Source organism: Pseudomonas alkylphenolica (assembly GCF_016009175.1).
GTDB classification, from domain to species: Bacteria; Pseudomonadota; Gammaproteobacteria; order Pseudomonadales; family Pseudomonadaceae; genus Aquipseudomonas; species Aquipseudomonas alkylphenolica_B.
The window spans coordinates 116,880-130,442 of record NZ_JADUCM010000003.1; the positions used below are offsets into that span (position 1 = coordinate 116,880).

Genomic DNA, 13,563 nt, shown 5'->3' on the forward strand with positions numbered 1-13,563 from the left:
TCAGTGCCCCAGCTGGCGTGGCTGCCAGTCCTTGACCACCAGGGTCACGTCGATGTTCTGGCCGTGCAGCTTGAGGCGCTCGGGCAACCAGTAGCCATTCTGTTCGGTGTAGCTCAGGTATTCGACGTTCCAGCCATCCTGCTTGAGTGCGGACAAGCGACTGTCACTGCCCAGGGTCAGCTGGCTTTTGCTGTCGGGTGCCGGCAGGCCGCGTACCCACCAGACCAGATGCGATACCGGCAGTTCCCAGCCAAGCTGTTCTGCAAGCAGGGCTTCCGGGCTTTTCGCCTCGTACCGGCCCTGGTTGGCGACTTCCAGCACGACGCTACCCGGCCGCCCGGTCAGGCGTGCCGCGCCACGGCCCAGGGGGCCGGACAGGCGAATGTCGTAATAATCCTGGCGTTGCAGCCAGAACAGGGTGCCGCTGCCCGAGTCTTTGGGGGCGCGAATGCCGACTTTGCCGTTGATCTGCCAGCCGTCCAGCGTACTCAACTGCTGTTTGTGTTCACGCCACAGCTGTGGGCTGCCCTGGCCCTGCAGGGCCTCGCGGGAGCCGAAGCCGGCACAGCCAGCAAGCAGGGCGATCAGGGTGAAGGTAATGCAGTGGCGCAAAAACATAGGCTTAAAGAGTCTCGGATCCGGTCAGGCGCAGGACGGTCTTGCGCAGGATGGGGCTGTCGGGCTGGGTCTCGAAGGCCTTGGCCCAGATCTGCCGTGCTTCGCGGCGTTTGCCATTGGCCCAGAGCACTTCACCCAGGTGGGCAGCGACTTCGTGGTCGGGGAAGCGCTCCAGCGCCTGGCGCAGCAGGCGCTCGGCTTCATCGAGGTTGCCCATGCGGTAGTTGACCCAGCCCAGGCTGTCGAGCACGGCGGGATCGTCCGGGTTGATCTGGTGGGCTTTTTCGATCAGCGACTTGGCTTCTGCGTAGCGCGTGGTGCGGTCGGCCAGGGTGTAGCCCAGGGCGTTGAGGGCCATGGCGTTTTCCGGCTCGCGGGCGATGATGCTGCGCAGGTCCTTTTCCATCTGGGCCAGGTCGTTGCGCTTCTCGGCCATCATGGCACGGGTATAGAGCAGGCTGTTGTCGTCAGGGTATTGCTTGAGGGCTTGCTCCAGTACCTGCAGGGCCTGGGCATCCTTGTCGTTGTTACCCAGCGCTTCGGCTTCGATCAGGTACAGCTGGATGGCGTAGTCGGGCTGCGTGTCGCGGGCCAGTGCCAGGCGGCGCGAGGCTTCGTTGCTGCGGCCATTGGCAACGAGGATGTCGGCCTGGCGCAGTTGGGCGGGCAGGTAGTCGTTGCCCGGGCCGACCATGGCGTATTCGTCCAGGGCTGCCTGCGGTTGATTGCGTTCTTCGTGGATGCGGCCCAGGTTCAGGTGCGCCGAGTCGACGTGGCTGTCACGTTCGATCAGCTCCTGCAGGTAGCCGGCAGCCTCTTCCCAGTTCTTGGTTTCCAGGCAGATGAGGGCCAGGGAGTAACGCAACTCGTCATCTTCCGGGTATTGCTGGACCAGGCTGGAGAACTCGACTTTGGCATCGTCAAGGCGATCCTGTTCCACCAGGGTGCGGGCGTAGGTCAGGCGCAGGCGCTTGTCGTCCGGGTTCTGGCGGATGGTTTTCTGCAGCAGCGGCAGCGCTTCGCTGCCGCGCCCTACGCTTTGCAGCAGGCGGGCGCGCAGCAGCACCGGGGCGATCTCGCCTTCTTCAGGGGGATGATTTTCAAGCAGGGTAAGGGCTTCGTTGGCATTGCCGTCCTGTTGCAGCAGCAAGGCCTTGCCGAACACCAGCTGGCCGTTGTCCGGGTATTTGCGCAGCAGCCGGTCAAAACTCTTCTGCAGGCCGTCGCGGGTTTCCTGATCGGTTTCGGCAGCCGACAAGGCGAGGAAGTCGAAATGGGTGTCGCCCTGGCCTTGCAGCACTTTCTCCATGTACACCATGGAATCATCGTAACGGCCACCGCGTGCCAGTTGGATGGCTGCAGCGCGTTGGGCGTCGAGGTTGTCCGGATCGTTTTTCGCCCAGAGCAGCGAGGTGTCGAGGGCAGCCTGATCGGCGCCGACGTATTCGGCAATGCGGTAGGCACGCTCGGAAATGCCGGGATCCTGGGTCTTGATGGCTTCACTGACATAGTTGTCGAGGGCAATGTCGAAGCGATTGCGCTGGCCGGCCAGTTCAGCGGTCAGCAGGTTGTACACGGTGTCCTGGCTGAACGATCCATAGACCACGGGTTTGTCCGCCTGCTTTTGCGCGGCATCAGCGGCAGGTGCCTGATCATCGGTAGAACCGGGGGCCAGGGTCTGACAGCCCTGGAGCAGGGCAAAGGCAAGGAGCAACGCGTAGGATCTATTCATAATCAGGATTTGGGCGGCTTACCAGCGGTCGGATCATCATGACACAAGCGCCGGGGCAAACCCATAAGGGAAGCGCTCGGTAGGGGTAGACTATAGAGACAATAGCGAGCGGTGGTTGTTCTGAAACCTGCGAAGTAGGACAATTATCGGCTTCTCGTCATAATCAGCGACCTTGCATGGCCTTTCTTGCCCTCGGTATCAACCATAAGACTGCCTCGGTAGACGTACGCGAGCGCGTGGCGTTTACCCCTGAGCAGCTGGTGGACGCCTTGCAGCAGCTCTGCCGACTGACCGCCAGCCGCGAAGCCGCCATCCTTTCGACCTGCAACCGCAGCGAGCTCTATATAGAGCAGGACCACCTGGCGGCGGAGAGCATTCTGCGCTGGCTGGCCGAATACCATCAGTTGAGCCTCGATGAACTGCGTGCCAGTGCCTACGTCCATGAAGACCATGATGCCGTCCGGCACATGATGCGCGTGGCGTCCGGGCTCGATTCACTGGTGCTCGGCGAACCGCAAATTCTTGGCCAGATGAAGTCGGCCTATGCCGTGGCCCGCGAAGCCGGAACCATCGGGCCGTTACTCGGGCGCCTGTTCCAGGCTACCTTCAGTGCCGCCAAACAGGTGCGCACCGACACCGCCATCGGTGAAAACCCGGTGTCGGTCGCGTTTGCCGCGGTCAGCCTGGCCAAACAGATCTTCAGTGACCTGGGGCGTAGCCAGGCGTTGCTGATTGGCGCCGGCGAAACCATCACCCTGGTGGCGCGACACCTGCACGAGCAGGGCGTACGGCGCATAGTCGTGGCCAACCGGACCCTGGAGCGGGCCAGTACCCTGGCCGAACAGTTCGGTGCTCATGCGGTACTGCTGGCCGACATCCCGCAGGAGCTGGTCAACAGCGACATCGTCATCAGTTCCACGGCCAGCCAGTTGCCGATCCTGGGCAAGGGCGCGGTGGAAAGCGCGTTGAAACAGCGCCGGCACAAGCCGATTTTCATGGTCGATATCGCCGTGCCGCGGGACATCGAGCCTGAAGTCGGTGAACTGGATGACGTTTACCTCTACACCGTTGACGACCTGCACGATGTCGTCGCCGAGAACCTCAAAAGTCGTCAGGGCGCTGCCCAGGCCGCTGAAGAACTGGTCTCGGGGGGCGCCGAAGACTTCATGGCACGCCTGCGCGAGCTGGCGGCGGTCGATGTGCTCAAGGCTTACCGTCAGCAGAGCGAACGCTTGCGTGACGAAGAATTGCAAAAAGCCCAGCGCCTGCTCGCCAACGGCAGCAGTGCCGAAGAGGTGCTGGTGCAACTGGCCCGCGGGCTGACCAACAAATTGCTGCATGCACCCAGTGTGCAACTGAAAAAGCTCTCTGCCGAAGGCCGCCTCGATGCGCTGGCCATGGCCCAGGAACTCTTTGCCCTCAATGAGGGTTCGACGGATAAAACCCCGCAATGAAAGCGTCGCTGCTCAATAAGCTGGACACCCTCCAGGACCGTTTCGAGGAATTGACCGCCCTGCTGGGCGATGCCGAAGTCATTTCCGACCAGACCCGCTTTCGCGCCTATTCGCGCGAATATGCCGAGGTCGAGCCCGTGGCTGCGACCTATGCCCAGTGGCGCAAGGTGCAGGATGACCTGGCCGGCGCCCAGGCGCTGCTCAAAGACAGTGACCCGGACATGCGGGAAATGGCCGTTGAGGAAGTGCGTGAGGCCAAGGAACAGCTGGCAGACCTGGAGAACCAGCTGCAGCGCATGCTGTTGCCCAAGGACCCCAACGACGGCCGCAACGTCTTTCTGGAAATTCGCGCAGGTACCGGTGGTGACGAGGCGGCGATTTTTTCCGGCGACCTGTTCCGCATGTATTCGCGTTATGCCGAGCGACGTGGCTGGCGCCTGGAAATTCTCTCGGAGAACGAAGGTGAGCACGGCGGTTACAAGGAGATCATTGCCCGGATCGAGGGTGATTATGTCTACGGCAAGCTGAAGTTCGAATCCGGTGCCCACCGCGTACAGCGTGTGCCGGAAACTGAATCCCAGGGTCGCATCCACACCTCGGCATGCACCGTAGCGGTGCTGCCTGAGCCGGATGAGCAAGTCGCCATCGAGATCAACCCGGCGGATTTGCGCGTGGACACCTATCGCGCCTCCGGTGCCGGTGGCCAGCACGTCAACAAGACCGACTCGGCCATTCGGATCACCCACTTGCCTACCGGCATTGTGGTGGAGTGCCAGGAAGAACGTTCCCAGCACAAGAACCGCGCCCGCGCCATGTCGTGGTTGTCGGCCAAGCTCAACGACATGCAGACCAGCGCGGCGCAGAACGCAATTGCCAGTGAGCGCAAGCTGCTGGTGGGCTCGGGCGACCGCTCCGAGCGCATTCGTACCTACAACTATCCACAGGGCCGGGTGACTGATCACCGTATCAACCTGACCCTGTATTCCCTGGATGATGTTCTGGCCGGTGGGGTCGAGGCGGTGATCGAACCGCTGTTGGCCGAGTACCAGGCTGATCAACTGGCTGCACTGGGTGAGTAAATGACGATTATTGCCAGTCTGCTTCGCGCAGCGGAGCTACCGGATTCGCCTACAGCGCGCCTGGACGTGGAGTTGCTGCTGGCTGCTGCCATCGGCAAGTCGCGCAGTTACCTGCACACCTGGCCCGAGCGGATTGTCAGCAGCGAAGCGGCACTGACGTTCGCCGGCTACCTGCAGCGTCGCCGCAGCGGTGAGCCGGTTGCTTACATCCTCGGGCAGCAAGGGTTCTGGAACCTGGACCTGGAAGTGGCGCCGCATACGCTGATCCCGCGGCCCGACACCGAGTTGCTGGTCGAAACGGCCATGGCGTTGTTGCCCGTTACCCCGGTGCGCGTGCTGGACCTGGGCACCGGTACGGGAGCTATTGCACTGGCCCTAGCCAGTGAACGGCCGCAGTGGCAAGTCACTGCCGTCGATCGCGTGCTTGAAGCCGTGGCCCTCGCCGAGCGCAACCGCCAGCGCCTGCAACTGGACAATGTGCAGGTACTCAGCAGTCACTGGTTCGATTCGCTGCAGGGCGAGCGTTATGAGCTGATCATCAGCAACCCCCCCTATATAGCCGCCGACGATCCGCACCTGGTCGCAGGCGATGTGCGCTTCGAGCCCAGCAGCGCCCTGGTCGCCGGTGCCGATGGTCTTGATGACCTGCGCGCCATCATCCGTCAGGCGCCCGCGCATTTACAGCCTGGCGGCTGGTTGCTGCTTGAGCATGGTTACGATCAGGCCGCTGCTGTACGCGAGTTGCTGGCGCAGCACGATTTCGAGCAGATCGAAAGTCGTGTCGATTACGGTGGCCATGAACGCATCAGCCTGGGGCGACTGTCGTGCTGAGTGATCAGGAGCTGTTGCGCTACAGCCGGCAGATCCTTCTGGCTCAGGTCGATATCGACGGGCAACTGCGTCTCAAGGACAGCCGCGTATTGATCGTCGGCCTGGGCGGCCTGGGCTCGCCGGTGGCGTTGTACCTGGCCGCAGCAGGTGTGGGCGAACTGCACCTGGCCGATTTCGACACGGTCGACCTGACCAACCTGCAACGTCAGGTACTGCACGATACCGACTCGGTTGGCATGAGCAAGGTCGACTCGGCACTGAAGCGCTTGCACGCGATCAATCCTGAAATACGTTTGGTTGCCCATCGCAGTGCGCTGGATGAGGACTCCCTGGCTGCTGCAGTGCAGGCCGTGGACCTGGTGCTCGACTGCACCGACAATTTCTCTACGCGTGAAGCGGTCAATGCTGCCTGTGTGGTCTCGGGCAAGCCGCTGGTCAGTGGCGCCGCCATCCGCCTGGAAGGGCAGTTGTCGGTGTTCGATCCACGCCGGCCTGAAAGCCCCTGTTATCACTGCCTCTATGGGCACGGCAGCGACGCCGAGCTGACCTGTAGCGAGGCAGGAGTCATTGGCCCGCTCGTGGGGTTGGTCGGCAGCCTGCAAGCTCTGGAAGCACTCAAGCTGCTGGCCGGATTTGGCGAGCCGATGGTGGGCCGGCTGCTGCTGATCGATGCTGCTGGCAGCCGTTTTCGCGAGTTGCGGGTCAAGCGCGACCCGGGCTGCAGCGTGTGTGGACAGCACGATGCGTGATCAGCCCGCAGCGCCGGTAGGTGTCTTTGACTCCGGTGTCGGCGGGTTGTCGGTGTTGGCAGAAATCCAGCGTTTGTTGCCCAACGAGTCGCTGCTGTATGTCGCCGACTGTGGGCATATTCCCTACGGTGAAAAGTCCCCGGCGTTTATCCGTGAGCGCTGCCGCCTGGTGGCCGAATTCTTTCGCGCGCAAGGTGCCAAGGCCATGGTGCTGGCCTGTAACACCGCTACCGTGGCTGCGGTAGCTGACTTGCGTGAGCTGTACCCGGACTGGCCGCTGGTGGGAATGGAGCCGGCGGTAAAGCCTGCCGCTGCCGCAACGCGCAGTGGCGTGGTCGGGGTGCTGGCCACCACCGGGACGCTGCAGAGCGCCAAGTTTGCAGCCCTGCTGGATCGCTTTGCCAGCGATGTACAGGTGGTAACCCAACCGTGCCCCGGGTTGGTCGAGTGTATCGAGGCTGGGGACCTGGGCAGCCCGACCTTGCGTGATTTGCTTCAGGGCTACGTCAAACCGCTGCTCGATGCCGGGTGCGACACCTTGATTCTGGGCTGCACGCATTACCCCTTCCTCAAGCCGCTGCTGGCGCAGATGGTGCCGCCGTCCATTGCCATTATCGATACCGGTGCCGCAGTCGCCCGTCAGCTGCAACGGCTGCTCGGTGAGCGGCAATTGCTAGCGGAAGGCCCCGCACGCGACACGCAGTTCTGGACCAGTGCCAGCCCCGAACATTTGCGAAAGATCCTGCCAATGTTGTGGAATAAATCTGACAGTGTGCGAAGCTTTACAGTGTAAAAAACGCAATAAGCACTGATCTTTTGATGAACTAAAGCCGCGCTGCCGATTTCTATAATTTTGTCCATCGAGACAGAAGCACTAACAACAGCATTAGGAAAAAGGACGTTTCTCATGAAGAAACTGCTTTGTTTGGCTGCCGTTGCAGCCGTGACCCTGGGGCAATCGTTTACCACTCAAGCGGCAGATGTTTCTTTATCAGTGGGGCAAACCGGCGACTCGACCATGACTTACCGTCTGGGCCTGCAGTCGAACTGGGACGTCAGTTGGTGGCAAACCAGCACGGGCCGTGTCACGGGTTACTGGGATGCGGGCTACACCTATTGGGTCGGCGACGAAACGGCAAGCAACAACAGCCTTTCCTTTGCGCCGGTCTTTGTCTACGAGTTTGCTGGCGAGTCGGTCAAACCCTACGTCGAGGCGGGTATTGGCGTGGCGGCGTTTTCCAGCACTGAGCTTGAAGACAACAAGTTGGGCTCATCTTTCCAGTTCGAAGACCGCATTGGTTTCGGCCTGCGTTTTGCCGGCGGTCACGAGATCGGCGTGCGCGCCATTCATTACTCCAATGCCGGGCTGACTACGCCCAATGATGGCGTAGAAACTTACGCGATCCACTACCGCATGCCGTTGTAAGCCTGCGTCGGCCCTGCAGTGTGTGCAGGGCCGAGGTGATGTATTCGGGAAGGGGCAGCAAAAGCTGCTGGACCGGGCCCAGGCCGCTGCTGGCACCGGTCTTCCGGACGCGCTTGGCCATGAAACTAATCACGGCTAGCCCCCTGATACTGCCGTGTGGGTAAGTTCTTGAAGGCACTCAAAACACGTTGGCGACTGCTGCTGAGATCCACGATGGGTGGCGGGTAATCGTTGCTAGCGAATAGCCCGCCGGAAGGCATCGGGCTGTGAATATTTTTTTCATTGGCCCAGGCCAGTTCGGGTAACCATTGCTTGATAAAACGGCCTTGGCTGTCGAAGCGTTGTGACTGGCTGATCGGGTTGAAGATCCGGAAATAGGGCGCCGCATCGGTTCCGGTTGAGGCACTCCACTGCCAGCCGCCGTTGTTGGCGGCCAGATCGCCGTCGATCAGGTGGCGCATGAAGAAGCGCTCGCCTTCGCGCCAATCGATCAGCAGGTTCTTGGTCAGGAACATCGCCACCACCATGCGCAGGCGGTTGTGCATCCAGCCGGTGGCAAGCAACTGGCGCATGGCGGCATCGATGATCGGAATGCCTGTGCGGCCTTCCTGCCAGGCTTTCAAATCCTCCGGAGCATGGCGCCAGGGCAGGGCCTCGGTTTCCTGACGGAATGCACGGTGGCGCGAGACGCGTGGGTATCCGTTAAGGATGTGCTTGTAGAAATCGCGCCAGAGCAGCTCATTGATCCAGGTCACCAGGCCACTGTTGCCACTGTCGAACTCACCCTGGTTGTAAGCCAGCGCCCGGAGCAGGCACTGACGAGGGGAAATCACGCCCGCAGCGAGGTAGGGCGATAGCTGACTGGTACCGGCGACGGCGGGGAAGTCCCGTTGCTGTTGATAGTCCTCGGCGGCCTCATCGACAAACCGTGCCAGACGTTCATGGGCCTGGGCCTCACCGGCTGGCCATAGATCGCGCAAGCTGGCCGGCGGAGGTTCAAAGCCTGCCACCTGAGTGGGGATGGCATCGCTGCCGAACGACAGGGGCGACTGCGCTGCTATCGACGGTTGCAGGCTGGGCAGGCCCATGTGCAAGCGTTCGTAGCACACCTTGCGAAACTGGGTGAACACCTGAAAGTAACCGCCGCTGCGGGTCAGAATGCTGCCGGGTTTGAACAGCAACTGGTCAAAGTGGCGATGCACTGCAATACCCGCGTTGTTCAGTACCTGCTCGACGGCCTGGTCCCGGCGGCTTTCGTTGACGCCGTATTCTTCGTTCAGGTGCAGCGCCTGAACCTGCAGTTCGTTGCAGATGTGCAGCAGCACACCGGGGGCTTGATCCCAGGTATCAGCCTGGCGCACCAGCAAGGGGATGTTCAATGCAGCAAGACGCTCTTTTAGTGCGGCCAGATTGCGCAGCCAGAAATCGACTTTGCACGGGGCGTCATCGTGGCTGCGCCATTGCTGGGCACTGATCAGCCAGACGGCCACGGTGGGCCCCTGCGTGCAGGCGGCCGACAGTGCCGTGTTGTCGTCGATGCGCAGGTCGCTGCGCAGCCATATCAGTTGCATGGTGTGTCCCGGTTAATGAGAGTGTTCAGGGTGCGCGGTCACGTACCAGGTTCAGGTGGTGCAACCCCTGCAGCACTTGCTGCGGCGTCTCAAAGAGATGGAGATCGGCCGGTGGCCACCCTTCAATGGTTTCTCGGTGGATACTGATGACACTGCCACTGAGCAATATGGGTAGGTCGATGGCGGCCAGGCTGCGTTGCAGATGGCGCAGGTCGACTGTGCGGCTGATGCTTATCAGCAAGGCCCGTGGCTGTATGCGCGCTACCGCAACGGCCAGTTCATTGACGGGTAGTGCCCAGTCCAGCACCTCGACCGGTAAGCCAGCATCGCTCGCCAGCCAGGCGCACAGCCACAGGTGCGGGTCAAAGGCCAAGGGTGTGGCGTTCAGCAGCAGCAGGGGCGGGCCGCTGAGCTGATGGTTGTTGTGGTAGGTACGGGCCCCCAGTTTGCTGCGTAGCCAGGAATGGAAAAACACCTGTTCCAGGCGTGCGCCGAGCTGGCCTTGCCAGCGCACTTCCAGGGTGTTGAACAATGGCATGAACAGGTGCTCGCACAAGGTCGCTACCGGGTAGAGCGAAATGGCCTGGTTCAGCAACTGGTCGAGGCGACGCTGCGCCAGGTCGCTGATGGCTTCGATCAACTGCTGATGCAGTCTTGTCCAGTCGCTACCGGAAGATGTCGCAGGCTCGGCGGGGGGGCTATCGAGCAAAGCCCCGACCTGGCTAACCGCAACGCCGTGGTTCAGCCAGCGCATAATCTGCTGGATACGTTCGATGTCCTTCTGGCTGTACAGCCGGTGCCCTTTGCCAGTGCGCTGCGGAACAACCAGGCCGTAGCGCCGTTCCCAGGCACGCAGGGTTACCGGGTTTACCCCGGTCAGTCGCGTTACCTCGCGGATCGGCAGCAACAGGTCAGATTGCATTGCGCAGGCTCAGGCTTTCCGGGTGCGGTTGCAGGTAAACCTGTTGCAGCACGTAGGGATCGGGATGGCTGCGCAAGTGATGCTTGAGCAACGTCAGCGGCACCACCAGCGGAATGATTCCGGCGTGGTACTGGTTGATCAGCTGGCGGATTTCCTGGCGGTCACCCTGGCTCAGGGTGTGGCGCAGGTAACCGCTCAGGTGCAGCAGCACATTGCTGTGGTTGCCGCGGCTGGCGCAGCGGCGCAAGGCCTGCATCAGCTGGCTGAAATAACGTGGGCCAAGGGTTTGCGGATCATCTTCGCGGGTCATGCTGCCCAACAGTTTGCCCAGCGCCTTGTACTGCTGCGGATTGTTGGCCATCAATTGGTACTTGTAGCGGGCATGGAACGCCACCAGCGCACCGCGGCTCAGGCCCTCGGCTTGCAATCGCTGCCAGTCAGCGTAGGCATACACCCGGGTGATGAAATTCTCCCGCAGCACCGGGTCGCACAGCCGGCCGTCTTCCTCGACGGGCAGGTCCGGGCGTTGCTGGCAAAAGGCAGCGGCATACAGGCCCCGGCCACCTTCGTGGGCCGGGTAGCCATTGGCCTGGTAGACCTTGACCCGTTCAAGCCCACAGGAGGGCGATTTGTGCATGAAGATGTAGCCGCAGATATCGCTGAGGTCGGCAGCCATTTGTTGCCCGTAGGCACGTAGTGGTCCGGAAAGATCCAGGCCCGGGTCGTGGCTTGCGACAGCGTGCGGATCAGCGGGGTCGCCTGTCAGCCGGATGGGCGCGCGCGGTATGCCGAGGCCGATGGCCACTTCCGGACATACCGGGACAAACTCAAAATATTGCTGCAGTACCTCGTTGCACAGGCGCGATGCTTTATGGCCGCCGTTGTATCGCACCTCGGCACCCATCAGGCAGGCGCTGATTGCGATTCTGGGTTTACAGGCGGTGTGCGAAGCGTCCATAGCGGTGGCCCTGATTAAACTTGTACAAAGTGAAATTCATGTACAGATTTATCATAGGGCTGGCTTTGTACAAGTCAACAAACTTGTACAAATATTGTATAAGAATTAGGTGTGCGACGGTTTCGGCTTCCCGAGCGGTCACTCCAGGTGTTCGAGCAGCCGCCGCGCGGCTTCCTGACCGCTGAGCCAGGCGCCTTCAACCCGGCCAGACAAGCACCAGTCACCACAGGCGTAGAGGCCCAGGTCGGCATCGGCGAGTGCGCCCCATTCGTGATGGCTGGCCGGGCGGGCGTACAGCCAGCGATGGGCCAGCGAGAAGTTCGGCGCCGGAACCACGCAACCGACCAGCTCGGCGAAGTCGCCCCAGAGTTGCTCGATCACCGCCTCCTTGCTCAGGTCGATGTGCTGTTTGCTCCAGCTGGAAGTGGCATGCAGCACCCAGGTATCCATGTGCGCGTCACGGCCCGGCTTGCTGCGGTTGCGAGCCAGCCAGTCAAGCGAGCTGTCCTGCACGAAGCAGCCCTGCATCGGCGTCTCCAGCGGGGTGTCGAAGGCCAGTGCAATGGCCCAGGTAGGGTCCATTTGCACGCTGGCGGCAGTGGCGGCAAGTTTCGGTGTGGCGGCCAGCAGTTGCGCAGCCTGGGGCGCAGGCACGGCCACGACCACACGACTGTAGGGGCCATGACTGCAACCGTCGGTATCCTGCAGGTGCCAGAAGTGCTGGCCGCGGTAGACCTCGGCGATACGACAACTGAAGTTGACCGTTACATCTTTGAGCAGGCCACGGGTGATGGCACTCATGCGCGGTACGCCAACCCAGCGGGTTTGCTCATCCGGGGAAGGGCTGAGAATGCCGTTCTGATAGTTGTACAGCTGAGGCTTCCATTCGGCGACCCAACCCGCCGCGACCCATTGCTGCACTTGATCGACAAAGCGCCGGTCGCGCGCGGTGAAGTACTGCGCGCCGAGGTCCAGGGCGCCCGCATCGCTGCGTTTGCTGGCCATGCGCCCCCCGCTACCATGGCCCTTGTCGAACAGGTGCACAGTCTGCCCGGCTTTTTGCAACGCCTGGGCGGCTGACAGTCCGGCAATACCGGCACCGATGATGGCAATAGGTACAGTCATGATGGCCTCTTCGAACCTTATGGTTGCAGACTACGCTGCCGGGCAAACCTGTACAACTTGCTTCTTGTGTATAAGATGATTCCGTTCAGTGTTTCAGGTTGACCTATGTTTATCCGAGGGTGTTCGGTCAAAAAAGTGCCTTGATCTTAAAAATAGACCAGGCCGCGCCATGTGAGGACACAGCCATGCATATATTGCTGACCGGCGGTACGGGATTGATAGGCCAACAGCTGTGTCAGCACTGGTTGGCGCAAGGGCATCGCTTGACAGTGTGGAGCCGGCGTCCTGAGCAGGTGCCGAAATTGTGCGGCGTCGGTGTTCAAGGCATCGGCCGGCTCGAGGCGCTGAGCAACGATGAACCGGTGGATGCCGTGATCAACCTGGCCGGCGCACCGATCGCTGATCGCCCCTGGAGTACCCGGCGTCGCGCTGTGCTGTGGGCGAGCCGGATCACCCTCACCGAACAGCTGCTGGCCTGGCTGGAGCAGCGGCAGCAGCGACCTGAAGTGCTGATTTCCGGTTCTGCGGTCGGCTGGTATGGCGATGCAGGCGAGCGTGAACTTACCGAGGCTTCACAACCGGTCAAAGAGGACTTTGCCAGCCAACTGTGCATTGCGTGGGAAGAGACCGCGCAGCGTGCCCAGACGCTGGGCATTCGTGTCGTGCTGGTGCGTACCGGCCTGGTGCTGTCCAGCGAGGGCGGCTTTTTGTCGCGCCTGCGATTGCCCTTCAAGCTGGGGCTTGGCGGGCCAATCGGTGATGGTCGGCAGTGGATGCCGTGGATTCATATTCACGATCAGATCGCGTTGATTGATTTTCTCTTGCAGCACAAGGATGCCAGCGGTCCTTATAATGCCTGCGCCCCTGAGCCTGTGCGCAATCGTGAGTTTGCCAGGCGGCTGGGGCGCGCCCTGCATCGTCCGGCTTTCATGCCCCTGCCGGCATTGGTGTTGAAGGCCGGCCTGGGCGAGCTGTCGACCCTGTTGCTGGGCGGACAGCGAGCACGTCCGGTGCGTTTGCTCGCTGCAGGTTTCACCTTTCGCTTCAATGATCTGCAATCGGCGCTGGACGAGTTGTCCAGTCGCCTCTGAAATAGGA

General features: G+C 61.6%; 13 protein-coding genes. 7 read left to right on the forward strand and 6 right to left on the reverse strand.

All coding sequences use genetic code 11. The annotated features are described in order from the left end of the window. Positions 1–618 carry a lipoprotein insertase outer membrane protein LolB gene (gene lolB, locus I5S59_RS04965; protein ID WP_197875641.1) on the reverse strand — a complete coding sequence of 206 codons (618 nt, stop codon included), beginning with the start codon at positions 616–618 and terminating at the stop codon, positions 1–3. A gap of 4 nt (positions 619–622) precedes the next feature. Further along, positions 623–2,350: a tetratricopeptide repeat protein gene (locus tag I5S59_RS04970; RefSeq protein WP_197875642.1), complete on the reverse strand. Its 1,728-nt coding sequence runs from the start codon at positions 2,348–2,350 to the stop codon at positions 623–625. Between the two features lie 176 nt (positions 2,351–2,526). On the opposite strand from I5S59_RS04970, the gene hemA reads away from it, so the two are divergent. The 6 genes from hemA (at position 2,527) to I5S59_RS05000 (ending at position 7,889) form a co-directional block, all read left to right on the forward strand. Then, a complete protein-coding gene (gene hemA / locus I5S59_RS04975; protein ID WP_197875643.1) occupies positions 2,527–3,804 on the forward strand; it encodes a glutamyl-tRNA reductase in 1,278 nt (425 codons plus the stop codon). After that, entirely contained in the window at positions 3,801–4,883 is a 1,083-nt protein-coding gene (prfA, locus tag I5S59_RS04980; RefSeq protein WP_197875644.1) for a peptide chain release factor 1, read from the forward strand. Before hemA ends, prfA begins: the two co-directional genes overlap by 4 nt. Further along, the gene (prmC, locus tag I5S59_RS04985; protein WP_197875645.1) at positions 4,884–5,714 is read left to right on the forward strand and encodes a peptide chain release factor N(5)-glutamine methyltransferase; all 831 of its coding nucleotides are present in this window, start codon (positions 4,884–4,886) and stop codon (positions 5,712–5,714) included. It begins immediately after the preceding gene. Next, the gene (locus tag I5S59_RS04990) at positions 5,708–6,463 is read left to right on the forward strand and encodes a molybdopterin-synthase adenylyltransferase MoeB (RefSeq protein WP_197875646.1); all 756 of its coding nucleotides are present in this window, start codon (positions 5,708–5,710) and stop codon (positions 6,461–6,463) included. The genes prmC and I5S59_RS04990 overlap by 7 nt, the downstream gene beginning before the upstream one ends. Further along, positions 6,456–7,256, forward strand: a complete 801-nt coding sequence (gene murI / locus I5S59_RS04995) for a glutamate racemase (RefSeq protein WP_197875647.1) — start codon at positions 6,456–6,458, stop codon at positions 7,254–7,256. The genes I5S59_RS04990 and murI overlap by 8 nt, the downstream gene beginning before the upstream one ends. Before the next feature lie 114 nt (positions 7,257–7,370). Further along, on the forward strand, positions 7,371–7,889 hold the full coding sequence (locus I5S59_RS05000) for an acyloxyacyl hydrolase (RefSeq protein ID WP_197875648.1): 519 nt from the start codon (positions 7,371–7,373) through the stop codon (positions 7,887–7,889). Between the two features lie 125 nt (positions 7,890–8,014). On the opposite strand, the gene phrB is transcribed toward I5S59_RS05000, so the two are convergent. From phrB to I5S59_RS05020, 4 genes are all read right to left on the reverse strand, one after another. Continuing rightward, positions 8,015–9,460: a deoxyribodipyrimidine photo-lyase gene (gene phrB / locus I5S59_RS05005; RefSeq protein WP_197875649.1), complete on the reverse strand. Its 1,446-nt coding sequence runs from the start codon at positions 9,458–9,460 to the stop codon at positions 8,015–8,017. A 25-nt stretch (positions 9,461–9,485) separates the two neighbouring features. Beyond that, entirely contained in the window at positions 9,486–10,382 is an 897-nt protein-coding gene (locus I5S59_RS05010; protein ID WP_232239591.1) for a MerR family transcriptional regulator, read from the reverse strand. After that, entirely contained in the window at positions 10,372–11,340 is a 969-nt protein-coding gene (locus I5S59_RS26425) for a YbgA family protein (RefSeq protein WP_232239592.1), read from the reverse strand. Before I5S59_RS26425 ends, I5S59_RS05010 begins: the two co-directional genes overlap by 11 nt. Before the next feature lie 138 nt (positions 11,341–11,478). Further along, positions 11,479–12,465 carry an NAD(P)/FAD-dependent oxidoreductase gene (locus I5S59_RS05020; protein WP_197875650.1) on the reverse strand — a complete coding sequence of 329 codons (987 nt, stop codon included), beginning with the start codon at positions 12,463–12,465 and terminating at the stop codon, positions 11,479–11,481. Positions 12,466–12,650: 185 nt separating this feature from the next. Between I5S59_RS05020 and I5S59_RS05025 the strand changes: the two genes are divergently transcribed. Then, entirely contained in the window at positions 12,651–13,556 is a 906-nt protein-coding gene (locus I5S59_RS05025; protein WP_197875651.1) for a TIGR01777 family oxidoreductase, read from the forward strand. Positions 13,557–13,563: the final 7 nt, after the last annotated feature.